The sequence below is a fragment of the Pollutimonas sp. M17 genome, from assembly GCF_025836975.1.
Taxonomy (GTDB): Bacteria; Pseudomonadota; Gammaproteobacteria; order Burkholderiales; family Burkholderiaceae_B.
The window spans coordinates 2,490,714-2,514,028 of the sequence record NZ_CP107548.1; the positions used below are offsets into that span (position 1 = coordinate 2,490,714).

Here is a 23,315-nt window from a genome sequence, read left to right on the forward strand (position 1 = left end):
CGTCAAAAGGCGTGATGATAAAGCTTTTTCTCGCTAAATGTGCGCTTTTGCCGCCGTCAGCAGACGATAGTCGCGGGCAAGTTCTTCCCACCACTGCAAGCCGCGGCTGCCCGCCACTTTGACCAGCGAGCGGCGCAGCCGCAAAAGATTGGCGTGCTTGCGTTCGGCCGACAGCACTTTACGGTAGCTCTTGTCGAAATCGATCAGCCAGGCCTTGTCCTGCTGATCGAGCAGGATGTTGTAGGCATTCAGGTCCGCATGCCAGACGCCCGCTTCATGCATGGCGAAGATGGCCATGGCGACCACCGCCGGAGAGCCGGTGTCGAGCATGCTTGCCAGGGGCCGCACGCCTGCAATGCGCTGGACCAGGATGGCGGCGCGGTAGGTCGGGCCGCTGCGCCAGTAGCCCGCCGCCAGGGGCCTGGGCACCGGCAGGCCCTTATCGTGCATGAAGCGCAGCAGTTCGAACTCGGCGAACGAGCGCGTGCGGTCCGCCCCTCCCCAGACATAGCGATCGGCGCTGATCCTGGCCATCAGGCCGCCGCGCCGGTAACGGCGCAGCACCGCCTGGCCGAACTCGCCCTGCACGAACCAGGCCGCCTGACGGCCGCCCTGCGCAACGGGAACCGCCCCCAACCCGTCCGAGCCGGGGTCGAACAGAAACGGCCCTGCCTCCTTTATGCGCTGCGCATCGTAGCGCATGGCGCCGTCCGTGAAACCAAGGGTGCATGCCTCGACGCGATCGCTCATACCGCCTCTCTCAGGGATACCAGCGGGGGCGTCCCCAGTACACCGGCCAGCGCAATGCGGCCGCCCGCAAGGGCGGCGAGCATGCCGGCGCCCACCCCGATGGCCCAGGGCCACCACGACAGGCCCAATGAAAAATCGAACACCTCGCGCGCCAGCAGCCAGGCCACCGCCACGGCGGCCGATGCCGCCAGCAGGCCGGCCAGGCCGCCAAGCAGCAGCAGTTCCGTGCGCAGCGCAGCGGAAAGCTGCCGGCCGCTGGCGCCCAGCGCGCGAAGAACGGCCACTTCGTGCATGCGCTCATCCCGCGTCGAATACAGGGCGGCGCCCAGCACCACGATGCCGGCCAGCACGGTAAACAGGAACAGCAATTGCACCGCCTGTGCCACCTGGTCCAGCACCTGCTGCAATTGCCCCAGGATGGCGCCGACATCGAACACGGTCAGGTTGGGAAATTCGCGCAGCAGGTCCCGCATGGCTGGCCTGCCATCCTTGGAAACATGGACGGCGGTGATGAAGCTGGCGGGCGCGCCGGACAGGGCCGCGGGACTGGCGATGGCAAAGAAATTGGCCTGGAAGGAATCCCAGTCCACCTTGCGCAGGCCGCTGACGGTCATCCGCAGGGGCCGGCCCGCCACGTCGAAGGTCAGCGCATCGCCGACATGAATGCCCAGCGTCCCCGCCAGCCCGCTTTCCAGGGAAAGCTCGTGCCGGGCGGGATCCAGCCAGCGGCCTTCGACGATGTCATTGCCGGAAGGCAGCGAACTGGCATAGGACAGATTGAATTCCCTGTCCACCATGCGGCGCGCGCGGTCATCCTCGTAGCGGTCGGCGCTGACCGGCTGATCGTTGATGGCAAGCAGCCGGCCACGCACCATGGGCGAGAGCGGCGGCGATCCCATGCCGGACCGTTCCAGGCTCTGCGCCACCGCCTGACGCTGATCGGGCTGGATATTGATCAGGAAGGTGTTTGGCGCATCGGGTGGCAAGGTGTTTTGCCATCCCTGCAGCAAATCGTTGCGTGTGATGGCCAGCAGCAGCATGATCATCAGGCCCACCGACAAGGCGCACAATTGCGTGACGGTATGCCCCCGGCGGCGCGCCATGCCAGCCAGCGCAAAACGCAGGGACGCATGCCCCATGGCGCGATAGCGCAGCAGGCCCAGGACAACCACCATGGCGTAGGCCAGCATGGCGAAGACCGCCAGGGCGATCAGGAATCCGCCCGCCATGACCAGGCTGAGTTTCAGGTCTCCGGCTATCCAAAGCATCAACAGAAAGAATGCGCCGGCTCCCAAGGCGTACGAGAGCCAGCCCGACACGGCCGCACTGGCCGTGTCGCGCCGCAAGACGCGCGCGGGCGCCACCCCGCGCAAGGCGGCCAGCGGCGGCAAGGCAAAGCCCAGCAGGAGCAACAGGCCGGCGGCCAGGCCTTGCAAGGCGGGCTGCAGGGTGGCGGCGGGCAGGCGGACCTCCAGCCAGTTCGATACGACGGCGACCAGGCCCTCGTGCATGGCGTAGCCGATCAAGGCGCCCGCCAGCGAGGCCGCAAGGCTCAGCAGCAGGAACTCCGACCACAGCATGTGGCCCAGTTGCGCCTTGCTCGCTCCCAGGCAGCGCATGACGGCGATTCCGTCGCGATGGCGCAGGGCGAAGCGCCTGGCGCCCAGCGCAATGGCGACCGCCGCGATCATGACGGTGAGCAAGGCGACCAGGACCAGGAATTGATGCGCCCGCGTCAGGGCGCGCTGGACCTCCGGCCGATTGGTCTCGACGGTGCTCAGCTTCTGGCCGCGCCGCATGTTCTGTTTGAGCCAGGCCTCGTAGCCGCGCACCGCCGCCTCGGGGCCGGCCAGCAGCAGGGAATAGCCGATGCGGCTGCCCGGTCCCATCAGCCCGGCGGCCGGCAGGTCTGCAAGATTCATCATCACGCGCGGCGCGACATTGACGAATTGCATGCCGCGATCGGGTTCGTAGGCAATGATGTGCGCGATCGTCATGCTGGCGTCGCCGATGTCGATCATATCGCCCACCTTGACGCCCAGCAGGCCCAGCACCTGGGCATCGACCCACACCGTCCCCCGGTCCGGGGGCTTGCTGGCGGCTGTCACCGCACCGGCGGGGGCATCCGACAGGCGCAGTTCGCCGCGCAGGGGATAGGCATCGGACACGGCCTTCAGCGAGACGAGCTGGCTGGCTTCGCCGCTGCCGGCCATGGAAGGAAATTGCAGGGTCTGGGCGGTCGCCAGGCCCGCCGTGGAAGCCTGGGCCAGGAACTCCGCCGGTATGGGTTCGTCGGCCTGCAGGGCCAGGTCGCCACCCAGCATCTGCGCCGCGTCGCGCTCCAGGGCGCCCCCTACCCTGTCGGCCAGGAAGCCGACGCTGGTCACCGCCGACACGGCGATCAGCAGGGCAAGCAGCAAGAGGCGCAGCTCGCCCGAGCGCCAGTCGCGCCGCAGGGCTCTCGCCCCGAATCGAATAGTGGACAACCAACCGGCGCGCATGGAATCAGGCCTTCAAAAGCAACAAGACCATGATAACAAGAAGCATGCATGCAAAGGTCAGCTTCAATCTGGGCTCTGGCAGGGCATAGGCCAGCCGAACCCCATAGGGAACCAGGAAGATGCTGCCCAGCGCCATGAACGGCCCGGCCAGCCAATCGACCTGCCCGTGCAGGGCATAGGTGAACAGCGCCACGAAAATGCCGGGTATGATCATCGTCAGGGCCAGCGCCTGGGCGCCCGTCTGGCTAAGGCGAAAGACCGTCGTCAATACGGGAACGGCCAGCACCGACCCGCCCACGCCGAATATTCCGCTGGCCAGCCCCGCGAACACGCCCAGCAGTGCAAACCAGCCCTTGTGGAAATCCTGGGGTCTGCCTCGGGGAGCGGGCGGCTTGCCGCCCCGCGGCTTGCGACGGCTCTGGTAAAAGTAAAACAGCGCGACGCACAGGACGAATAGCGCGTAGATGCGGCGCAGGGCAATGGGATCGATGCCCAGGGCTATCCTGGCGCCCACCCAGGTGAACACAATGGAGCCCAGCGCCCCCGCCACCGCCGCGCGCACGTCGATCTTGTCGTGCTGGTTGTACTTGCGCACCGAGATCAGTACGGCCGGCAACACCATGATCAGCGCCGTTCCCTGCGCGGCCTGCTGGCCCATGCCCATGACCAGGCCCAGCAAAGGGATGGCCAGCAAGCCGCCCCCTATGCCCAGCACGCCGCCGGTGAAACCGATGATGGCGCCCGACAGCAAGCAGCCCAGGGCAATGACATGCCACTCCAATCGCTACCCCTCAAGCATGGGCGCGCAAGCGGGCCATGGCGGCGTCCACGCGGTCGACCGCCCATATTTCCAGCCCTTCGATGGGCTGCTTGGGCGCATTCGCCTTCGGAATCAGCGCCAGGCTGAACCCCAGCTTGGCCGCCTCGCGCAAGCGTTCCTGGCCGCGCGGAGCGGGCCGTATTTCGCCGGCAAGCCCGACTTCGCCGAATACGACCAAGCCCTTGGGCAGCGGCTTGTTGCCCAGCGAGGACATGATGGCCAGCAGCACCGCCAGGTCGGCCGCCGGTTCGGTGATCTTGACGCCGCCCACGGCATTGACGAAGACATCCTGATCGAAGGTCACGACGCCGGCGTGCCGGTGCAGCACCGCCAGCAGCATGGCCAGGCGGGTGCCTTCCAGTCCTACCGAGAGCCGTCGCGGATTGGGGACATGGGCCGTATCGACCAGGGCCTGGATCTCGACCAGCAAGGGACGCGTGCCCTCTTGAGTGGCCATGACGCAGGAGCCTGGCACGTTCTGCTCGTGCTGGGACAGGAACAAGGCCGAGGGATTCGTGACGCCGCGCAGGCCTCGGTCGGTCATGGCGAAGACACCCAGTTCATTGACCGCCCCGAAGCGGTTCTTGAAGGCCCGCACCAGGCGGAAGGAGGAATGCGTATCGCCCTCGAAGTACAGCACCGTGTCGACGATGTGTTCCAGCACGCGGGGGCCCGCCAGGCTGCCGTCCTTGGTGACGTGCCCGATCAGGACGATGGTGATGCCGGTCTGCTTGGCCAGCCGCGTCAATTGGGCGGCGCACTCGCGCACCTGGGATACGGAGCCCGGCGCGGCGCTGAGTTCGCCCGAATACAGCGTCTGGATGGAGTCGATGACGGCGACGCTGGGCTTCTGTTCGGCCAGGGCCGCCATGATGGACTCCAGGCGGATTTCGGCCAGCAGGTCGACTTCGCCGGTGACCAGTTCCAGGCGCCGGGCCCGCAGCGCAACCTGCTCGGCCGACTCTTCCCCCGTCACGTACAGCACCTTGACCGCCTTGGACAGGGAAACCAGGGCCTGCAACAGCAGGGTGGACTTGCCGATGCCGGGATCGCCCCCGATCAGCACGACGGCGCCCGCCACCAGGCCGCCGCCCAGGACGCGGTCGAACTCGGAAATGCCGGTGGGCTGGCGCGGCAGTTCGCGCGCCTCGATCTCGGCCAGGCTGCGCACCGGGCTGGCGCCGGCCAGCGGCGCGTAGCGATGCGCGGCCGCAGCGGCGTCGCGGGTTTCCTGCAGAGTGTTCCAGGCGCCGCAATGCGGGCATTTGCCTTCCCACTTGGGGCAGCTTCCGCCGCAGTCGCTACAGGTAAATAAGGTTTTTGCTTTGGCCATCTGGCAAGTTTAACCGGCGCTCATGAAGCTATCTGCCGGCAATGCTGCCTCCGCCGTCCACGCCCAGGTCTTGTCCGGTGATGAAACCGGCCTCGTCGCTCAACAGGAAGGTGACCGCGGCGGCCACGTCGGCCGGCGCGCCCAGGCGCCCCATGGGAATGGAGGACAAGGCCCTTTTCTCGGCCTCGCTGCCTTCGGGGTGCCCCGCCCGGAACAATTCGGTCTCGATGGGGCCGGGCGAGACCGCATTGACGGTAATGCCATAGGGCGCCAGTTCCAGCGCCCAGGTGCGGGTGCAGCCCACCAAGGCGCTTTTGGCGGCCGAATAGCTGGTCCGGCTGACTGCCCCGTGCGTGACCCGACTGCAGATGTTGACGATGCGCCCTTCTTTCCGGGCCTTCATGGACGGGATGAAAGTCTGGGTCACCTGGACGGCGACGCGCACGTTCAGGTCGAACACCTGATAGAGCGAGGCCAGGTCGACTTCGCCCAGGGGCTCGGGCAGGACCAGCCCGACGTTGTTGACCACGGCATCGACGGGGTATTTTTCTCGGATGACGCGCAGCATGTCTTCGGTTTCACCGGCATTGCCGAGGTCGCAGGAATACAGATAGCCTGGGAAATCGATGTCCTGCGTGTTGCGCGCAAGACCCACCACATGGCATCCCAGATCGGCCAGATGCTGGCTGATCGCCCACCCTATTCCCTTTGTAGCGCCGGTTACCAATACACATTTGTTCTTCACGCGATTTCCTTTTCAAGATTCGTCGAAGCACGAAAAGACGACGCAACAGTGTACTCAATGCGGGCGCGGGCTAGGCAATAATTTTCGGCACCCGGGGCGCCAGCGCGCAAAGCAGCTCGTAGCCTATGGTGCCCGCCGCCAGCGCGACCTCGTCCACCGACGGCCCGCCCTGGCCCCACAGCACCACGCGGCTACCCACGCGAGCCCGCGGCACCGGTGTCAGGTCGACCGCCAGCATGTCCATGGAGACACGCCCCAATACCCGCGTGCGAACGCCGTCGACGACGATGGGTGTGCCGGTGCCGGCATGGCGCGGATAGCCGTCCGCATAACCGCAGGCCACGATGCCCACCCGCATGGGCTCCGAAGACACAAACGAGTGCCCGTAGCCCACGGCGGCGCCCCCGGCTATGCGGCGCACACTGATGAGTTCCGCCGCCAGCGTCATGGCCGGCAGCAGGCCCAATTGCTCCGCCGTCCTGTCGGCAAACGGCGAGGCGCCATACAGGCATATGCCCGGACGCAGCCACTGCTCCTGGCCCTGGGGCACGGAAACGCCCGCCCACAGTCCTTGCGTGAGCGTGGCGGCCGAATTGCAGACACTGACCTTGCCGGGCAGGCCCTGTGTCGCCTGGTGAAAGATATCGAGCTGCTGCCGGGTGACGATGGGGTCGTCGTCGGCGCGGGCGAAATGGGTCATCTTGCCCACCGCGCCCAGGATGCCGCGCTCCTGCGCCGCCAAGGCCTGCCGGTAGGCGCCCGGATAATCCTCGGCGGCGAAGCCCAGCCGGTTCATGCCGGTATTGAGCTTGATGAAGGCGTCCAGGGGCCGGGCCGCGCCTGGCCGGGCCGCGCCCGCCGCAAGCAGCATATCCAGCTGTTCCTGGCAATGCACCGCCGTCGTCAGCCGGTATTCTTGCAGCACCGCGATGTCGCCGGGCTGGAAAAACCCTTCGAGCAGCAGGATGGGCTTGTCCCAGCCCAATTCACGGCAGCGCACGGCTTCGTCCAGATCCAGCATGGCCAGCCCCTGCGCCTGCTGGAAGCCCCGGACGGCGTTGTCGATGCCGTGCCCATAGGCATTGGCCTTGATGACGGCCCAGACGCTGGGCGCGCGCTGCCCCGCGGCCGGCCCGAGCTGCCGGATCACGGTATGCAGATTATGGCTGAGCGACGACACCGAAACGGTCGCCGAAATTGGACGCGGCATTGCTACTCCCTATCGATACCGAAGTCTAAACCAGCCGCCGACTATACGCTAAGCCGTGTCTTATACTCAGCGCCTATGGCCGTCGATCATTATGAAAATTTCCCTGTCGCATCCCTGCTGCTGCCGCGCCGCCTGCGCGCACCGGTCCGGAATATCTACCGCTATGCACGCAGCGCGGACGACATCGCCGACGAGGGCGATGCCGAGGCCGAGGAGCGCCTGGAGCTCCTGGCGGGCTACCGCGCCGCGCTGCGCGATATCGCCGGCCAGGCCCTGAGCCTGCCCGACGGCGATCCCCGCAAGCCGGTGTTCGCCCCCCTGGCTGAAACGATAAGGCAATACGAGCTGCCCCTGGAACCCTTCTTCGACCTATTGTCCGCCTTCGAGCAGGACGTGGGCACCACACGCTACGATGATGACGGCCAATTGCGCGATTACTGCCGGCGCTCGGCCAATCCCGTGGGCCGCATCATGCTGCATCTGTACGGGAAGTCCGGCCAGGCCAATCTGGCCGGGTCGGACGCCATCTGCACCGGCCTGCAACTGACCAATTTCTGGCAGGACGTGGCCCTGGACTGGAAAAAGAACCGGGTCTACCTGCCGCAGGACGCGCTGCGGCGGCACAAGGTCGACGAAGCCTTTATCGCCGACTACACCGGACTGGCCGGAAGGATGCCGCCGGACGCCGGGGGCCGGGCCTATGCCGGCGACCCCCGCACTTCCTCCTGGCAGGCCTTGATGAACGACCAGGTGGAACAGGCCCGTCACCTGCTGCGCTCGGGCCTGCCGCTGACGCGCCGGTTGCCCGGGCGGATAGGCTTTGAACTGAAGCTGGTCGTGCAAGGCGGATTGCGTATCCTGGAACGCATGGAACAATTACACTACGACATATTCTTTCACCGGCCAACGCTTGAGAAACGCGATTGGATACTGCTTTTGTGGCGGGCGCTGGGCTGACGCCCGCGCCGGCCGCAGCCGCCAAGCACAGCCCTGCCCATGACGACCCCATGAGTCCAGACGAATACTGCCAGAACAAGGCCGCCCAGAGCGGCTCCAGCTTCTATTACGCCTTCCTGTTCCTGCCGCCGGAGCGCCGCCGGGCCATCACCGCCCTGTATGCATTTTGCCGCGAGGTCGACGACATCGTCGACGAGTCCACCGAACCGTCCGTAGCCCGCATGAAGCTGGCCTGGTGGCGCAGCCAGATCGAACAGCTGTACAAGAACGGACATGCGGACCATCCCGTCATGCAGGCGCTGGCCCCGCACATAAAGACCTTCGGCCTGGATGCGGACCGCCTGCACGCCATCGTCGAAGGCATGGAGATGGACCTGGATCAGGCCCGCTATGCGGACTGGGCCGGCCTGCGCAAATACTGCTGGCATGCGGCCGGCGTGGTGGGCGAACTCTCCGCCGCCATTTTCGGCTATACCCGGCCCGAAACCCGGGTCTATGCCGAAAAGCTGGGCCTGGCATTCCAGTTGACCAACATCATCCGCGACGTCGGCGACGACGCCCGGCGCGGGCGCATCTACCTGCCGGTCGAAGACATGCAGCGGTTCAATGTCACGGCGGCTGAAATCATCGAGCGCAAGCATTCCGAGCGCTTCGTCGAGCTCATGCGCTTCCAGACCGAACGCGCCAGGCAGTGCTACCGCGAGGCCATGCAGGCGCTGCCCGAGGCGGACCGCCGCGCGCAGCGGCCCGGCCTGATGATGGCGGCCATCTATAGCGCGCTCCTGCATGAAATCGAACGGGACAATTGGCAGGTGCTGGATCAGCGCATTTCCCTCACGCCCATACGCAAGTTCTGGCTGGCCTGGAAGACATGGGTGGGCGGGGGACGGGGCCTGGTCAGGCGCCTTGGGGCGGACCGGTCCTGAAAGGCGCCGCCATGAAGGTCGCCGTCATCGGCGGAGGCTGGGCCGGCCTGGCCGCCGTCCATCGCCTGAAGCGCCACGGACATGCCGTGACCGTGTTCGAAACCGCCCATACCCTGGGCGGCCGGGCACGCCGCGTCCATTCGCGCACCTTGGATGCGCCCATCGACAACGGCCAGCACATCCTGCTTGGCGCCTACACCGAAACCCTGGACCTGATGCGGGACCTGGGCCTGGATCCCGACGCCCTGTTCCATCGCGAAAGGCTGTCTCTGGAGTCCGCGGACGGACGATTCAAGCTGCGGGCGGCGGCCCTGCCCGCCCCCCTGCATCTGCTGGCCGCCATAGCCGGTGCGCGCGGATTGGGCCCGCGTGAAAAACTAAGGCTGATTGCCATCACATCCAGACTGCAAGGCCGGGGATGGCGGGTGGCGCAGGGCCTGAGCGTCGCGGAATGGCTGGACCAGGGCGGCCAGTCGCCCCGGGCCATCCGCCGTTTCTGGCAACCGCTGTGCCTGGCTGCGCTGAACACGCCGCTGGAATCGGCCTGCGCCCAATTGTTCGCGCACGTCCTGCGCGACAGCCTGGGCGGCACGCGCCATGCCTCGGACGTGCTGATTCCCAATGTCGACCTGTCGCGCTTGTGGCCCGACCGCCTGGAAGCCTGGCTGGCCGAGAATGAGAAGGACGGACCCCGCTCCCGTCTTTACCGGGGCCATGCGGTCAGGAAGCTGGCATGCGAGGGCGCAGGGGTGAAGGTGGACGATGAGTCCTTCGATGCCGCCGTGGTGGCCGTCAACGCGCCGGCCGCCCATAAGCTGCTGGCCCAGCTTGATCCCACGCCTGAAGGGGTGCGCTATCTGGATGCGCTGTCGGCCTTCTCCCACATACCCATAGCCACCCTCACCCTGCGGCTGGCCCGGCCCTGGGCGCTGCCGCAAGCCATGCTGTTGCTGCACGACGACCCGGTCCGGCTGCATTTCGGGCAGTGGCTGTTCAACCGCCGCAGCCTGCGCGGACCCGCGACCAAAGACACGGCGGCCGTGAGCGATGCAGACGCCCCGCTGCTGCATATCGTGGTCAGCGATGCCGGCGCCCTGGCGGACCAGCCGCGCGAACGCGTCGTGGCGGCGATCGTCGAACAGATACGGGAACAGACCCGGCGGTTCGGCTCCATGCCCTCCGTGACCGGCCACAGCCTCATCGTGGAAAAACGCGCAACCTTCGCCGCCGTACCCGACCTTGCGCGGCCGGGCAACGGCACGCCGTGGCCGCGGCTATGGACGGCCGGAGACTGGACCGATACGGGCTACCCCGCCGTGCTGGAAGGCGCCGTGCGCAGCGGCCGCAAGGCGGCCGATCTGCTGCACCACGCGCTGCATCGCGATCGCGTCCAGGCTTGAACGGGCCGCGCCCCAGGACGGCTGCGGCAACAGACGGCTACAGCGCGGGACGCAAGCCGTGCACCGTCGCATAGCCCAGGGCCGTCAGGGCCAGGCTGCCCAGCAGGCTCAGGCCGCTGTACCCCAAAGCGTGCAGGTAGGCGCCGCGTTCCAGCAAGCCGAAGGTCTCGGCAGAAAAAGTGGAAAAAGTGGTCAGCCCGCCCAGGAAGCCGGTGACCAGCATCAATCGCAGCCACATGGGCACTTCCGGGTACAGGGACACCACACCCAGCACGGCGCCGATCAGATAGCCGCCGGCCAGATTGGCCGCCAGGGTGCCCCAGGGCAAGGCGGCATGCGCCTGATTCAGCCATAAGCCCAGCAGCCAGCGGCTGATGGCGCCCAGGGCGGCGCCCACGCCAATGGCAAGGAAGTGGCTGAATGTCAGCATTTTCTGGCGGCTACTCCTTGAGTCCGAGGACTACCTCGGGGGATTCCAGGGGGAACTGGAGCTTGAGTTTATCGATAATGAGCTGCATCAGCGCCAGGCGGCGCAGGGCGGGCTCCTCTTGAAGAAAATCCCAGGCCCACTGGGCGGCGGCCGACGCTTCGTCGCGAAGATCGTACACCCCCACGCCGAACCCGTCCTGCCCGAAGGCCTGGTAATACGATCTGCCGTTTGCCCTGATGCATACTACGGCGCGGCGGCCATCCGGATGAATTTCGACGACTTCTGTTTCTGCATGATTTTCATTTGGCATATCAGGCTCCTTAGAAGGTCGATCCAGTGTAGCAAAACGAATCCAGGCCATTGCAACCGAACATTGCCGGAATGCGGCGCGGCCGGGGCCGCGCGGATCCTTAGGCCGGAGCGTGTTGCTTGATGTACTCGCGGACCAGATCGACCCTGCACTCCATGACATGGACGCGCTGCGGCAAATCGGCCAGGTCCCGCAAGTGGGCGGGCACGGGCGCCGGCTCGCCGATGGCTTCCTGTATGGTTTCGCCGAACTTGGCCGGCAAGGCCGTTTCAAGCACCAGCATGGGAACGCCTTCTTCGACGTAGTCCGCCGCCACCTTGACGCCATCGGCCGTATGCGGATCGATCAGCACGCCTGTGCGCTCGTACAGCGACTTGATGGTCGCCAGCCTGTCGGCATGTGTGCTGACGCCCGCCACGAAGCCATAACGCGCCTCGAACAGGGGCTTGAGCGAACTGAGGTCGAACTGCCCGGTACGGGCCAGCTCGTCCCAGCAGGCGCGCACGCGGCCGCCGTCCTGGTCCAGCAAGTCGAAGACAAAGCGCTCGAAGTTGGAGGCGCGGGATATGTCCATGGACGGGCTGGACGTGGCATGCGTCTGCGCGGCCGCCCGTGGGCGGTAGATGCCGCTGCGGAAGAATTCTTCCAGCACATTGTTCTCGTTCGTGGCCAGCACCAGACGGCGTACGGGCAAGCCCATCTGGCGGGCGATATGGCCGGCCAGTATGTTGCCGAAATTGCCCGAGGGCACGGCAAAGGAAACCTGCTGCCCCGGTCCGGACGTGCTGCGCAGCCATCCCCAGAAGTAGTAGACCACCTGGGCGGCAATGCGCGCCCAGTTGATGGAATTGACCGCGCCCAAGTGGTAATCGGACTTGAACTTCAGGTCGCCTGCAAGCGCCTTGACGATGTCCTGGCATTCGTCGAACACGCCCTTGAGCGCAATGTTGTGGATGTTGGCGTCCTGCAGCGAATACATCTGGGCCCGCTGGAATTCGCTCATGCGGCCATGCGGCGACAGCATGAAGACCGATACGCCGCGCTTGCCGCGCAGGGCGTACTCGGCCGCCGAGCCGGTGTCGCCCGATGTCGCGCCCAGGATATTCAGGCTGCCTTGGCGTTTGTCCAGCACGTATTCGAACACGTGGCCAAGAAACTGCATGGCCATGTCCTTGAAGGCCAGCGTGGGTCCTTCCGAGAGGCCCAGCAGGCTGATGCCCCCGTCCAGCGGCTTGAGCGGCACGATGGCTTCGCTGCCGAAGGCAGACGGCGTGTAGGCGGCATGCGTCAGGCGCGACAGGTCGGCCTTGGGAATATCGTCGATGAACAGTCCAAGAATCTCGGCGGCCAGATCCGCGTAGCCCAGGCTGCGCCACGATTCCAGCGTGTCGGCGCCGATCCGGGGCAAGTGCTCGGGCAGGGCCAGTCCGCCGTCGGGCGCCAGCCCTTCAAGCAGGATGTCGGAAAAGGATTGCGGCGCCATGCCGCCGCGGGTGGAACGGTATTTCATAACAGGCTCTCTACACGCAGGCGCGTGACATCGGAATGAACGAAGGCAAGCGTGCGTATCCTCAGCAGGGCCGCGTCGATCGAGCCTTCGCGCGCTTCGTGCGTCAGGAAGATGATGTCGGCCTGCGCATCGCCGCTGGGCTGCTGGAACATCGAGCCGATGGAGATGCCGACCTCGGAAAGTATGCGCGCGATATCGGCCAGCACGCCGGGGCGGTCCTGCACGCGCATGCGCAGGTAGTACGAGGAATGGACCTCGGAAATAGGCAATACGGGGGTGTCGTCCATGGCATCGGGCTGGAAGGCCAGGTGCGGCACGCGATGCTCGGGATCGGCGGCCTGCAGGCGGGTGACGTCCACCAGGTCGGCCACCACGGCCGATGCGGTGGGCAGTTCGCCGGCGCCCTGGCCGTAATACAGGGTGGGCCCGACCATGTCGCCGCTGACCAGCACCGCATTCATCGCGCCTTCGACATTGGCCAGCAGGCACTCCATGGGCACCAGGGTGGGATGCACGCGCAACTCGATGCCGTCGGCCCGGCGGCGCGTAATGCCCAGCAGCTTGATGCGATAGCCCAGGCGTTCCGCATGGGCGATGTCTTCCTGGGCCAGCGATGAAATCCCTTCGATATGGGCCTTGTCGAACTGCACGGGTATGCCGAAGGCCAGGGACGCCAGCAGCGTCAGCTTGTGCGCGGCATCGACGCCTTCGATATCGAAGGTGGGATCGGCTTCGGCATAGCCCAGGCGCTGCGCCTCGGCCAGCACGTCGCCGAAAGGCAGGCCGCGCGAACGCATTTCCGACAGGATGAAATTGGTCGTGCCGTTGATGATGCCCGCCAGCCACTGTATGCGGTTGGCGGTCAGCCCTTCGCGTATCGCCTTGATGATGGGAATGCCCCCCGCCACCGCCGCCTCGAAAGCCACCATGACGCCCTTCTCGTGGGCCGCGGCGAAGATCTCGTTGCCATGCTTGGCCAGCAAGGCCTTGTTGGCGGTCACCACATGCTTGCCCTGGGCGATGGCTTCCATGATCCATTCACGCGCCAGGGTGTCGCCGCCGATGAGTTCGACCACGATGTCGATATCGGGGTGGCGGACGACCTCCATGCCGTCGCGCGTCACCAGCATCCGGTCGCCGACCAGGCGCCTGGCCTTGTCCACGTCGCGCACCGCCACGGCCGCCACCTCGATGCGCCGGCCGGCGCGCCGCGCGATCTCTTGCGCATTGCGCGTCAATACATTCCAGGTGCCGCCGCCGACGACGCCCAGACCCAGCAAACCAACTTTTATGGGACTCATTTCTCTAGGGTCTCTTTTTTCGCGTTCGCAGGCCCTACTCCGTCCTTGCGGAACATGTCCTTGATGCCGCGCACCGCCTGACGGGTGCGCTGTTCGTTTTCAATCAGGGCGAAACGCACATAGTCGTCGCCGTACTCGCCGAACCCGATGCCCGGCGACACCGCCACCTTGGCGTCGGCCAGCAACCGCTTGGAGAACTCCAGCGAACCCAGATGCTGATAGGCCTCGGGGATTTTTGCCCAGATGTACATGGACGCCTTGGGAATGTCGACCATCCAGCCGGCTTCATGCAGTCCCTTGGCCAGCACGTCGCGGCGGTTGCGGTACTGCTCGACCACCTGCGCGACACATTCCTGCGGGCCTTCGAGCGCCGCGATGGACGCCACCTGTATGGGCGTGAACGTGCCGTAATCGTGATAGCTCTTTATGCGGGCCAGGGCATTGACCAGTTCCTGGTTGCCCACCATGAAGCCCACCCGCCAGCCCGCCATGTTGTAGCTTTTGCTCATGGTGAAGAACTCGACCGCGACATCGCGCGCGCCTTCCACCTGCATGATGGACGGGGCCACATAGCCGTCGAAGGTGATGTCGGCGTAGGCCAGGTCGTGCACCACCAGGATGCCGTGTTCCTTGGCCAGTGCGATGATGCGCTCGAAGAAGCTCAGGTCGACGCACTGGGCCGTGGGATTGCTGGGAAAGCCGAGGATCATCATCTTGGGCTTGGGTATGCTTTCCCTGACCGCGCGCTCGATTTCCTCGAAGAAATCCAGGCCGGGCGTCATGGGCACGGAGCGGATGTTCGCCCCGGCGATGACGGCGCCGTAGATATGAATGGGATAGCTGGGGTTGGGCACCAGCACGGTATCGCCCCGATCCAGCGTGGCCAGCATCAGGTGGGCCAGGCCTTCCTTGGAACCTATGGTGACGATGGCCTCGGAGTCCGGATCGATCTGCACGCCGTAGCGGCGCTCGTACCAGCCCGAGATCGCCCGGCGCAGCCGCGGTATGCCTTTGGACACCGAGTAGCCGTGCGTGTCGGGCCGGCTGGCGGCCTCGACCAGCTTGTCGACGATGTGCTTGGGAGTGGGCCCGTCGGGATTCCCCATGGACATATCGATGATGTCTTCGCCCCGCCGTCGCGCCGCCATTTTCAATTCGCCGGTAATGTTGAAAACGTATGGCGGTAAACGCTCTATGCGCGGAAAATTCGTCATGATTATCCTTGGGTCACGAAGGGGGAGCTTTGTATCGATGGGTGCGGTGCAGCAAAAGCAGTAATCTAGCCCAAGCCGGCGCTTGCGGCAAATAACATGCAAGTTTAATCCATCCAAAAAAAACCGGATGCCGCGTGATCGGAAACTTTGCTTTGCGCTATGATCGACCTGACCCATGGAGTTATTTGTGCAATTACAAAGCGAATCCAATCCGGCGCTCAATACGGTCACTGCGTACGGGCCCGACTACATCGAGATCAACGAGGTGCCGTACGGGCACGCCGTCTACTTCGCCCCCGAGGGCGAAATACACCAATGGATGGTCGAAACCATCGGCGACATCGACACCGGCGCACTGCGCCAGGTGGCCGGCCTGGAGGACAGCAAACCCGACCCCATGGCCTTTCTGGATGGCGGCGCGAACGCGTCCAGGCCCGCCGATGCGCCGGAGGTGCTGCTGGTGGGCACCGGCCTGAAACAGCACCTGCTGGCATCCCACGTTACACAGCCCTTGCTGCGGCTGGGCGTGGGCATAGAAGCCATGAGCACGGAAGCGGCCGCCCGCACTTACAACATCCTGATGTCCGAAGGGCGGCGCGTCGTCGTCGCCCTGCTGCCCAACAAGGAGATCGCATGAGCCAGATAGCCGCCGGCAAGCCGGTTCCGGAATTCACCGCCCATAGCACGCAGGGCCAGGTCAGCCTGGACGGCTTGCGCGGGCACCGCGCCGTGCTGTACTTCTACCCCAAGGACAGCACGCCGGGCTGCACCACCGAAGCCCAGGACTTCCGCGACGCCTACCAGGAGTTCGTCGACGCCGGCTGCCAGGTCATCGGCGTTTCGCGCGATTCGCTCAAGTCGCATGCCAATTTCAGCGAAAAGCAGAACCTGCCCTTTCCCCTGATTTCCGATGCCGACGAAACGCTGTGCCAGCTTTTCGGGGTCATCAAAATGAAAAACATGTACGGTAAACAGGTACGCGGAATCGAGCGCAGCACCTTTTTGATCGGCGCCGACGGCACGCTGCTGCGCGAATGGCGCGGCCTGCGCGTTCCGGGCCATGTCGACGAGGTCTTGCAGGCAGTGCGCGACGGCGCCTAGAGCGGCCGCGCGCCGCCATTCCGCCACGCCCTTATTTCAGAATCGCAGGAGCACACAGTTTATGCCGCTACCCCCCTTGCCGACCCGTATGGGCGCCATGGTTTCCTCCGATGCGCCAAGCAAGGCATCCGTTGCGCCCGCCGTAGCGGCGACCGCCGGCAAGCCGGCGGCAAAACGCGGCGCGGCTCCCGCGGCCACGGACCAGGCGGCATTGATACCGCCCGCGCCCGAAGTGCCGGCCCTGACCGTCGTCGCGTCGCGTCCGGCCCGCAAGACACGGCTGGCCGTCGCCAAGCGCAAGCTGTTCGTGCTCGACACCAATGTGCTGCTGCACGACTCGAATTCCCTGTTCAAGTTCGAAGAGCACGATATCTTCCTGCCCATGATGGTGCTCGAAGAACTGGATCACCAGAAAAAGGGCATGTCCGAAGTGGCGCGCAACGCCCGCCAGGTCAGCCGCTTCCTGGACGGCCTGGTGGCCGGCACCCAGGCGCTGGAGAAAGGCCTGGACCTGGACGCGCTGGGCAACCAGGAAGCCCTGGGCAAGCTGCACTTCCAGACCTCGGCCCTGCATTCCAAGCTGCCCATCGAGCTTCCCCTGGGCAAGGCCGACAACGCCATACTGAATGTGGTGCATGCGCTGCAGCTGGCGCACCCCAAGCGCGAAGTCATACTGGTATCCAAGGATATCAATATGCGGCTCAAGGCCCGCTCGCTGGGCTTGCCGGCCGAAGACTACCTGAACGACCACGTGCTCGACGACTCCGACCTGCTGTACGACGGGGTCATGCCACTGCCCGAGAACTTCTGGACCAAGCACGGCAAGGATGTCGAATCCTGGCAACAGGGCGGCACGACCTACTACCGCATCAAGGGCCCGCTGTGCTCCGAATTCATCGTCAATGAGTTCGTGTATTTCGATGGCGACCTGCCCCTGCAGGCGCAAGTCAAGGAGGTCAGTGGGCGCAGCGCCGTGCTGGCCACCCTGCGCGACTACAGCCACGGCAAGAACAATGTATGGGGCATCACGGCCAGGAACCGCGAACAGAATTTCGCGCTCAACCTGCTCATGAACCCCGACTGCGATTTCGTGTCGCTGCTGGGCCAGGCGGGCACCGGCAAGACGCTGCTGGCGCTGGCCAGCGCCTTGACCCAAACCCTGGAAACCAAGCGCTACAACGAAATCATCATCACCCGCGCAACCGTTCCCGTGGGCGACGACATCGGCTTCCTGCCCGGCACCGAAGAAGAAAAAATGCTGCCCTGGATGGGCGCGCTGGAAGACAATCTCGAGGTGCTGCATCTGGGCGCGGGCAACAACGAGATGGCTGGCGGCGGCCAGGATTGGTCCAAGAATTCCACCATGGAACTGATCCGTTCGCGCATCAAGGTGAAGTCCCTGAATTTCATGCGCGGACGCACCTTCCTGAACAAGTTCCTGATCATCGACGAGGCCCAGAACCTGACGCCCAAGCAGATGAAGACGCTGGTGACCCGCGCCGGCCCGGGCACCAAGATCGTTTGCCTGGGCAATATCGCCCAGATCGACACGCCTTACCTGACCGAAGGCAGTTCGGGCCTGACCTACGTGGTGGACCGCTTCAAGGGCTGGCCGCATGCCGGGCACATCACCTTGCAGCGCGGAGAACGCTCCCGGCTGGCCGACTACGCCAGCGAGGCGCTGTAAGAGCCGCCCATGGACGATCGCGCGCCCTTGCCCGTCGGATTCACCCTGGGCGATGCGGCCGGCATCGGCCCGGAAATCATCGTCAAGCTGTTCGCCGCCGGCCTGCCTTGCCCCGCTCTGGTCTACGGCGATGCGGGCATCCTGGATGGCACCCTGCGGCGCCTGGGGCTGTCGGATGCGTTGTCCGTGGAATTGATCGCCTCGCCGGATCAGGCCACGGGGCGGCCGGGCATGCTGCCCGTCCTGAACCGCTGGCAGGCCCTGCCGAGCGAGCTGCCTCCCGGCCAATTGAACGCTCAGGCGGGACGCGGCGCCTACGAATACCTTTGCCACGCCATCGACGATGCCCAGGCATCAAGGCTGCGCGCCATCGTCACGGCGCCGCTGAACAAGAAAGCCATGCAGGCGGGCGGCATCGACTATCCCGGACATACCGAAATCCTGGCCGAACGGACCGGCACGCGCCACTACGCCATGATGCTGGCCAACGACGAACTGCGCGTCATCCTGGCGACCATACACGTGGCCCTGGCCCAGGTCAGCCCGCTGATCACGTTCGAGACCGAGCTGGAGACCATACGCCTGGCCCAGCGCGCCTGCCTCCAGGCAGGTATCCGGCGGCCGCGCATCGCCGTGGCCGGGCTCAATCCCCACGCGGGCGAAGACGGCCGGTTCGGGCAGGAGGAAATCCAGGTGATTTCGCCGGCCATCCAGCAGGCCAGGACGGAAGGCATGGATGCCAGCGGCCCCTGGCCGGGCGATACCATATTCATGCGCGCGCGCCGGGGCGAATTCGACATCGTGGTGGCGCAATACCACGACCAGGGCCTGATTCCCGTCAAGTACCTGGGCGTGGACCAGGGCGTCAACGTAACCGTGGGCCTGCCTTTTGTGCGCACCAGCGTGGATCACGGGACGGCCTTCGACATCGCGGGCCAGGGCATCGCCGACCCAAGCTCGCTGCGCGCCGCCTACGACCTGGCGCTGGCCATGACGCCGGATCAGGCCTGCGCGGCCTGACTCCCTTGCCGCCCTCGAGGCGGCCGGTGCCCGAGCTTAGCCCATCCCGGCGGTGAAGTTCAGGAAGCGCGTGCTGGCCCCTTGGAAGGTCAGGCGCACGCTGCCGATGGGGCCGTTACGCTGCTTGCCCACGATGATCTCGGCCGTGCCCTTGTCGGGCGAGTCCGGGTTGTAGACCTCGTCACGATAGATGAAGAGAATCAGGTCGGCATCCTGCTCGATGGCGCCGGACTCCCGCAAATCGCTCATGACCGGACGCTTATTCGGGCGTTGCTCCAGGCTGCGGTTAAGCTGCGACAAGGCGATCAAGGGGCAGTTCAATTCCTTGGCCAGGCCTTTCAGCGAACGGCTGATTTCTGAAATCTCGGTTGCCCGGTTCTCGCCCGAGGAATTGCCCGACATCAACTGCATATAGTCGATGATGATCAAGCCCAACTGGCCGCACTGACGCGCCAGGCGCCGCGAACGTGCGCGCAACTCCATGGCCGTCAGCGCCGGGGTTTCATCGATATAGATTTGCGCTTCCTGCACTTGCTGCACGGCATGAGTCAGGCGCGGCCAGTCGTCGGCCGTCAGCTTGCCGGTACGCATGCGGTGCTGGTCCAGCATGCCCACCGAGCCGACCATGCGCATGGCCAACTGCACCGCGCCCATTTCCATGGAGAACACGGCAACGGGCAGGCCTTGCTCGATGGCCACATGCTCGCCGATATTCATGGAGAACGAGGTCTTGCCCATGGAGGGACGGCCGGCCACGATGATCAAGTCGCCGGGCTGCAGGCCCGAGGTCATGCGGTCAAGGTCGGTAAAGCCGGTAGGCACCCCGGTGATGTCGGAGTCGCCCTCGCGGTGGTAGAGCTCGTCGATCCGCTCGACCACCTGGGTCAGCAGCGGCTGGATTTCCTGGAATCCCGTGCCGCCGCGTGCTCCTTCCTGGGCAATCTGGAAGACGCGCGACTCGGCCTCATCCAACAGTTGCCGGGCTTCCTTGCCTTGGGGATTGAATGCGGCTGCCGAAATTTCGTCGGCCACCGATACCAGCTTGCGCAGCATGGACCGCTCGCGGACGATCTCGGCATAGCGGCGGATGTTGGCAGCCGAAGGCGTGTTGTGCGCCAGGGCATTCAGGTAGGACAGCCCGCCCACCTCGTCGGACTTGCCCGCGCTGGCCAGCGACTCGTTGACCGTGACGACGTCGGCCGGACGGGCCAGGCCGATAAGGCGGGTGATGTGCTGCCAGATGATCTTGTGGTCGAAGCGATAGAAATCGTCTTCATTCAGGACGTCGGTAACCCGGTCGAAGGCGGCATTGTCCAGCAACAGGCCGCCCAGCACGGACTGCTCGGCTTCCACCGAATGGGGAGGCACGCGCAAATAATCCAGTTGGGGGTCGCTGCTTGTCTTCTTGCTGTCCAAATCGGGCTCCGAACAATCGGGGGGTGGAAAATTCCATGAATGAAAAAAGCCGGCATCTGCCGGCTTTTTCACTAGCGCTGGCTCGGCACCTTCCTGGAAAAGGAATGTACCACGCGCGGCAAGATGGCTTAGGCCATTTCGCCTTGCACGACCACGGTGATGTCGACCACCACGTCGGCGTGCAGCGCGACCTGGACGGGGAACTCGCCCACGGCCTTGATTGCGCCATCGGGCAAGCGCACTTGTGCTTTCTCGATGGTGGTGAAACCGGCCTTGACCAGGGCGGCAGCGATGTCCATGGTGGTGACCGATCCGAACAGGCGGCCGTCGACGCCGGCTTTTTGCAGGATGGTGACGGTCTGGCCGGCCAGCTTCTCGCCGGTGGCTTGCGCGGCGGCCAGTTTCTCGGCCTGGACCTTCTCGAGTTCGGCGCGGCGCGCTTCGAATTCCTTCAGGGCGGCGTCGGTGGCGCGGCGGGCGATCTTTTGGGGGATCAGGTAATTGCGGGCATAGCCGTCGCGCACACGGACGACTTCACCGAGGTTACCCAGATTGACGACTTTTTCGAGCAGAATGACTTGCATGACGATAGGCCCCGGATTAGTTGTGGTTGTCGGTGTAAGGCAGCAGGGCCAGGAAGCGGGCGCGCTTGATGGCGGTGTCCAGCTGGCGCTGGTAATGTGCCTTGGTGCCGGTTAGGCGGGCAGGAATGATCTTGCCGTTTTCCTGGATGAAGTCACGCAGCGTGTCCAGATCCTTGTAATCGATCTCGTCAACGTTGGCAGCTGTGAAACGGCAGAACTTGCGACGTTTGAACAGCGGGTTCTGTTGCGTGAATTTGCGTTTTTCCTTGCCTTTCTTGAAGTAAGCCATGATGTGCCTCTTTAGTGCCCGGGACTGACCCGGACTGTAAATTTCATGCGCCCGGCGCTCAATGCGCCTGCGCTACATATTTGCCATGAATTCCTGCTATACAACGGCTGTCGCGCCGCCGGCAAAAACCCGTTTCGCCTGTTGTATGTGCAGCACCAGTTTGTTCGAGCCTTTGCGCGCGGGGGCCAGAAACCCCTGTATCGACAAAAGCGCACCCAAAGGGGTGTCCGCCAGCAACAGAGCGATGTCTCCCAGGGCTACAGCGGAAAGAACCATTTCGATCCGGCGCGCATGGCCGGCTTCCTGGACTTCCGATTCGTGACTCAAGACCATTTCGACCGCCGGCAAGCCCGCCGGGGTATACCTTAAAGGCTGCAGCTCGAGAGCCGTTGCCGTAAGGACCAGTTGATTCACGTTGCTGCCCGGGACACAGGCCCTTATTCCGACTGGTTCGCGGTGGCCGCTTCGGCGCTGGCCTTGCGAGCCTCTTCGCGCTCGACCGACTTCATCATGATGGATGCGGCGGTCTGGGCCTTCTTGGTCTTGATGACCAGGTGGCGCAAGATGGCGTCGTTGTAGCGGAAGGAATGCTCCAGTTCGTCCAGCACGGACTGGCCGCACTCGATGTTGAAGCAGACGTAATGGGCCTTCACCAGCTTCTGGATGGGGTAGGCCAGTTGACGGCGGCCCCAGTCTTCCAGGCGATGAACCTGTCCGCCGTTGCCGGTAACGACAGCCTGATAGCGTTCGATCATGGCGGGCACTTGCTCGCTTTGATCGGGATGCACAATAAACACTACTTCGTAGTGACGCATAAACAACTCCTTGTGGATGTCTTTTGCCGTCCGGACCTTGCCTAGATGCATTCAAAGGCAAAGCCAGCCGCCAAAAGGGGCAGCCCGCCGGCATCAAAAATAGATGCTAGTCGAGCAAGAAACCAACCATAATAGCATTACTAGGAGTTTTCGGCAATGGCCGGTTGGCTCGAATTTGGGACTGGTCCGGATAAGGGGTCATATTCCAGCATACCGGGGTTGGTGGGTTTTGTTGGCATTAGCGCCGCTACGTTGATGTGTGTTGTTTTCGGTGACGTTAATGGTTTTTGGTGACGTTAATGGTTTTTGGTGACGTTAATGGTTTTTGGTGACGCCGTCGAGGTGGCGGGGGCCGGGCTTTGCTCCTCGTGACCGGTTCGGCGCCTGCGCGCCGAACATCGCATCGCCTTGTTCGTCCGCACATGCGTGCTCCCTTCACCATCGGCTCGCTCGGCCCCGAAAGTCGCCGCAGCCCGGCCCCCGCCACCTCGACGGCTGCATCGGTGAAATGCGTGGCGTCGCCGGGAAAGTCTGCTTGCTTGGCGTTCTTCCGCCTTCTGGTTTGTGTCTGAAAGCGTTACTGCCCCGTCTTCTCCCACACCCTACGGGATGGCGCGGAAAAGCTATTCAGCCTCGGCATGCAGGATTCATTCTTCCATCATGCCCCTATGTTCGCCGCGGTGGGCGGACCGGGGCTGTGCGACCTTTGAGCCAGCCGCAGGCCTGGCTTGGAAGCGGGGGCGTAAGAGTGCGCGCTGTCTGAGCAAACAATCAGTCCGGGACTGATTGTTTGCGAGTTCGCGCACGTCCCCCGCTGGAAAGCCAGGACAAGGGAAGCCCGAAGGGCCGCAGCGATCGGGAGCACGGCCCCGGTCCGTCCACCGCGGCGCGCAAGAAACCAAGGGAAGCCAGTCCACCCACCGAAGCGCTTAAGAATTCAGAAAGGGGTCAGCCTAAGCGCAGCAGCCCTTAAGAATTTAGAACGCCAGCAAGGAT

General features: G+C 64.7%; 23 protein-coding genes. 7 read left to right on the forward strand and 16 right to left on the reverse strand.

What is annotated here, in order from left to right:
• Window positions 1-33: 33 nt before the first annotated feature.
• The 6 genes from OEG81_RS11820 to alr form a co-directional block, all read right to left on the reverse strand.
• Entirely contained in the window at window positions 34-750 is a 717-nt protein-coding gene (locus tag OEG81_RS11820; RefSeq protein ID WP_264129446.1) for a 3-deoxy-D-manno-octulosonic acid kinase, read from the reverse strand.
• Complete coding sequence (locus OEG81_RS11825) at window positions 747-3,251, reverse strand: ABC transporter permease (protein WP_264129448.1); 2,505 nt, start codon at window positions 3,249-3,251, stop codon at window positions 747-749. Before OEG81_RS11825 ends, OEG81_RS11820 begins: the two co-directional genes overlap by 4 nt.
• A 4-nt stretch (window positions 3,252-3,255) precedes the next feature.
• Entirely contained in the window at window positions 3,256-4,032 is a 777-nt protein-coding gene (locus tag OEG81_RS11830; protein ID WP_264129449.1) for a sulfite exporter TauE/SafE family protein, read from the reverse strand.
• Between the two features lie 10 nt (window positions 4,033-4,042).
• Window positions 4,043-5,404 (reverse strand): DNA repair protein RadA, encoded by a 1,362-nt coding sequence (gene radA / locus OEG81_RS11835; RefSeq protein ID WP_264129450.1) that lies wholly within the window; start codon window positions 5,402-5,404, stop codon window positions 4,043-4,045.
• Between the two features lie 28 nt (window positions 5,405-5,432).
• A complete protein-coding gene (locus OEG81_RS11840) occupies window positions 5,433-6,149 on the reverse strand; it encodes an SDR family oxidoreductase (protein ID WP_264129452.1) in 717 nt (238 codons plus the stop codon).
• Window positions 6,150-6,219: 70 nt separating this feature from the next.
• The gene (alr, locus tag OEG81_RS11845; RefSeq protein ID WP_264129453.1) at window positions 6,220-7,359 is read right to left on the reverse strand and encodes an alanine racemase; all 1,140 of its coding nucleotides are present in this window, start codon (window positions 7,357-7,359) and stop codon (window positions 6,220-6,222) included.
• A gap of 75 nt (window positions 7,360-7,434) precedes the next feature.
• Between alr and hpnC the strand changes: the two genes are divergently transcribed.
• Genes hpnC through hpnE form a run of 3 tightly spaced genes read left to right on the forward strand, consistent with a single transcriptional unit; the run spans window position 7,435 to window position 10,642 of the window.
• A complete protein-coding gene (gene hpnC, locus OEG81_RS11850; RefSeq protein ID WP_264129454.1) occupies window positions 7,435-8,316 on the forward strand; it encodes a squalene synthase HpnC in 882 nt (293 codons plus the stop codon).
• Between the two features lie 50 nt (window positions 8,317-8,366).
• On the forward strand, window positions 8,367-9,242 hold the full coding sequence (gene hpnD, locus OEG81_RS11855) for a presqualene diphosphate synthase HpnD (protein WP_264129455.1): 876 nt from the start codon (window positions 8,367-8,369) through the stop codon (window positions 9,240-9,242).
• A gap of 11 nt (window positions 9,243-9,253) precedes the next feature.
• On the forward strand, window positions 9,254-10,642 hold the full coding sequence (gene hpnE, locus OEG81_RS11860) for a hydroxysqualene dehydroxylase HpnE (RefSeq protein WP_264129456.1): 1,389 nt from the start codon (window positions 9,254-9,256) through the stop codon (window positions 10,640-10,642).
• 37 nt (window positions 10,643-10,679) lie between these two features.
• On the opposite strand, the gene crcB is transcribed toward hpnE, so the two are convergent.
• The 5 genes from crcB to alaC form a co-directional block, all read right to left on the reverse strand.
• Window positions 10,680-11,072: a fluoride efflux transporter CrcB gene (gene crcB / locus OEG81_RS11865; protein WP_264129458.1), complete on the reverse strand. Its 393-nt coding sequence runs from the start codon at window positions 11,070-11,072 to the stop codon at window positions 10,680-10,682.
• Window positions 11,073-11,082: 10 nt separating this feature from the next.
• A complete protein-coding gene (locus OEG81_RS11870) occupies window positions 11,083-11,382 on the reverse strand; it encodes a hypothetical protein (protein WP_264129460.1) in 300 nt (99 codons plus the stop codon).
• A gap of 100 nt (window positions 11,383-11,482) precedes the next feature.
• A complete protein-coding gene (gene thrC, locus OEG81_RS11875; protein WP_264129461.1) occupies window positions 11,483-12,892 on the reverse strand; it encodes a threonine synthase in 1,410 nt (469 codons plus the stop codon).
• Window positions 12,889-14,193: a homoserine dehydrogenase gene (locus OEG81_RS11880; protein ID WP_264129462.1), complete on the reverse strand. Its 1,305-nt coding sequence runs from the start codon at window positions 14,191-14,193 to the stop codon at window positions 12,889-12,891. The genes thrC and OEG81_RS11880 overlap by 4 nt, the downstream gene beginning before the upstream one ends.
• A complete protein-coding gene (alaC, locus tag OEG81_RS11885; protein ID WP_264129463.1) occupies window positions 14,190-15,407 on the reverse strand; it encodes an alanine transaminase in 1,218 nt (405 codons plus the stop codon). The genes OEG81_RS11880 and alaC overlap by 4 nt, the downstream gene beginning before the upstream one ends.
• Window positions 15,408-15,594: 187 nt before the next feature.
• Between alaC and OEG81_RS11890 the strand changes: the two genes are divergently transcribed.
• The 4 genes from OEG81_RS11890 to pdxA all read left to right on the forward strand — a co-directional run bounded on the left by OEG81_RS11890 (window position 15,595) and on the right by pdxA (window position 19,215).
• Window positions 15,595-16,044, forward strand: coding sequence for an Mth938-like domain-containing protein (locus OEG81_RS11890; RefSeq protein ID WP_264129464.1), 450 nt, complete (start codon window positions 15,595-15,597; stop codon window positions 16,042-16,044).
• Window positions 16,041-16,508: a peroxiredoxin gene (locus OEG81_RS11895; RefSeq protein WP_264129465.1), complete on the forward strand. Its 468-nt coding sequence runs from the start codon at window positions 16,041-16,043 to the stop codon at window positions 16,506-16,508. Before OEG81_RS11890 ends, OEG81_RS11895 begins: the two co-directional genes overlap by 4 nt.
• Before the next feature lie 61 nt (window positions 16,509-16,569).
• Window positions 16,570-18,195, forward strand: coding sequence for a PhoH family protein (locus tag OEG81_RS11900; RefSeq protein WP_264129466.1), 1,626 nt, complete (start codon window positions 16,570-16,572; stop codon window positions 18,193-18,195).
• 9 nt (window positions 18,196-18,204) lie between these two features.
• Window positions 18,205-19,215 carry a 4-hydroxythreonine-4-phosphate dehydrogenase PdxA gene (gene pdxA, locus OEG81_RS11905; RefSeq protein WP_264129467.1) on the forward strand — a complete coding sequence of 337 codons (1,011 nt, stop codon included), beginning with the start codon at window positions 18,205-18,207 and terminating at the stop codon, window positions 19,213-19,215.
• A gap of 36 nt (window positions 19,216-19,251) precedes the next feature.
• On the opposite strand, the gene OEG81_RS11910 is transcribed toward pdxA, so the two are convergent.
• From OEG81_RS11910 to rpsF, 5 genes are all read right to left on the reverse strand, one after another.
• Window positions 19,252-20,631, reverse strand: coding sequence for a replicative DNA helicase (locus tag OEG81_RS11910; RefSeq protein ID WP_264129468.1), 1,380 nt, complete (start codon window positions 20,629-20,631; stop codon window positions 19,252-19,254).
• Between the two features lie 128 nt (window positions 20,632-20,759).
• Window positions 20,760-21,215: a 50S ribosomal protein L9 gene (gene rplI, locus OEG81_RS11915; protein WP_264129469.1), complete on the reverse strand. Its 456-nt coding sequence runs from the start codon at window positions 21,213-21,215 to the stop codon at window positions 20,760-20,762.
• Between the two features lie 16 nt (window positions 21,216-21,231).
• A complete protein-coding gene (gene rpsR / locus OEG81_RS11920; RefSeq protein ID WP_180068302.1) occupies window positions 21,232-21,504 on the reverse strand; it encodes a 30S ribosomal protein S18 in 273 nt (90 codons plus the stop codon).
• Window positions 21,505-21,600: 96 nt separating this feature from the next.
• Window positions 21,601-21,918: a primosomal replication protein N gene (priB, locus tag OEG81_RS11925; protein ID WP_264129470.1), complete on the reverse strand. Its 318-nt coding sequence runs from the start codon at window positions 21,916-21,918 to the stop codon at window positions 21,601-21,603.
• Window positions 21,919-21,941: 23 nt separating this feature from the next.
• On the reverse strand, window positions 21,942-22,319 hold the full coding sequence (rpsF, locus tag OEG81_RS11930; RefSeq protein WP_264129471.1) for a 30S ribosomal protein S6: 378 nt from the start codon (window positions 22,317-22,319) through the stop codon (window positions 21,942-21,944).
• Between the last annotated feature and the right edge of the window lie 996 nt (window positions 22,320-23,315).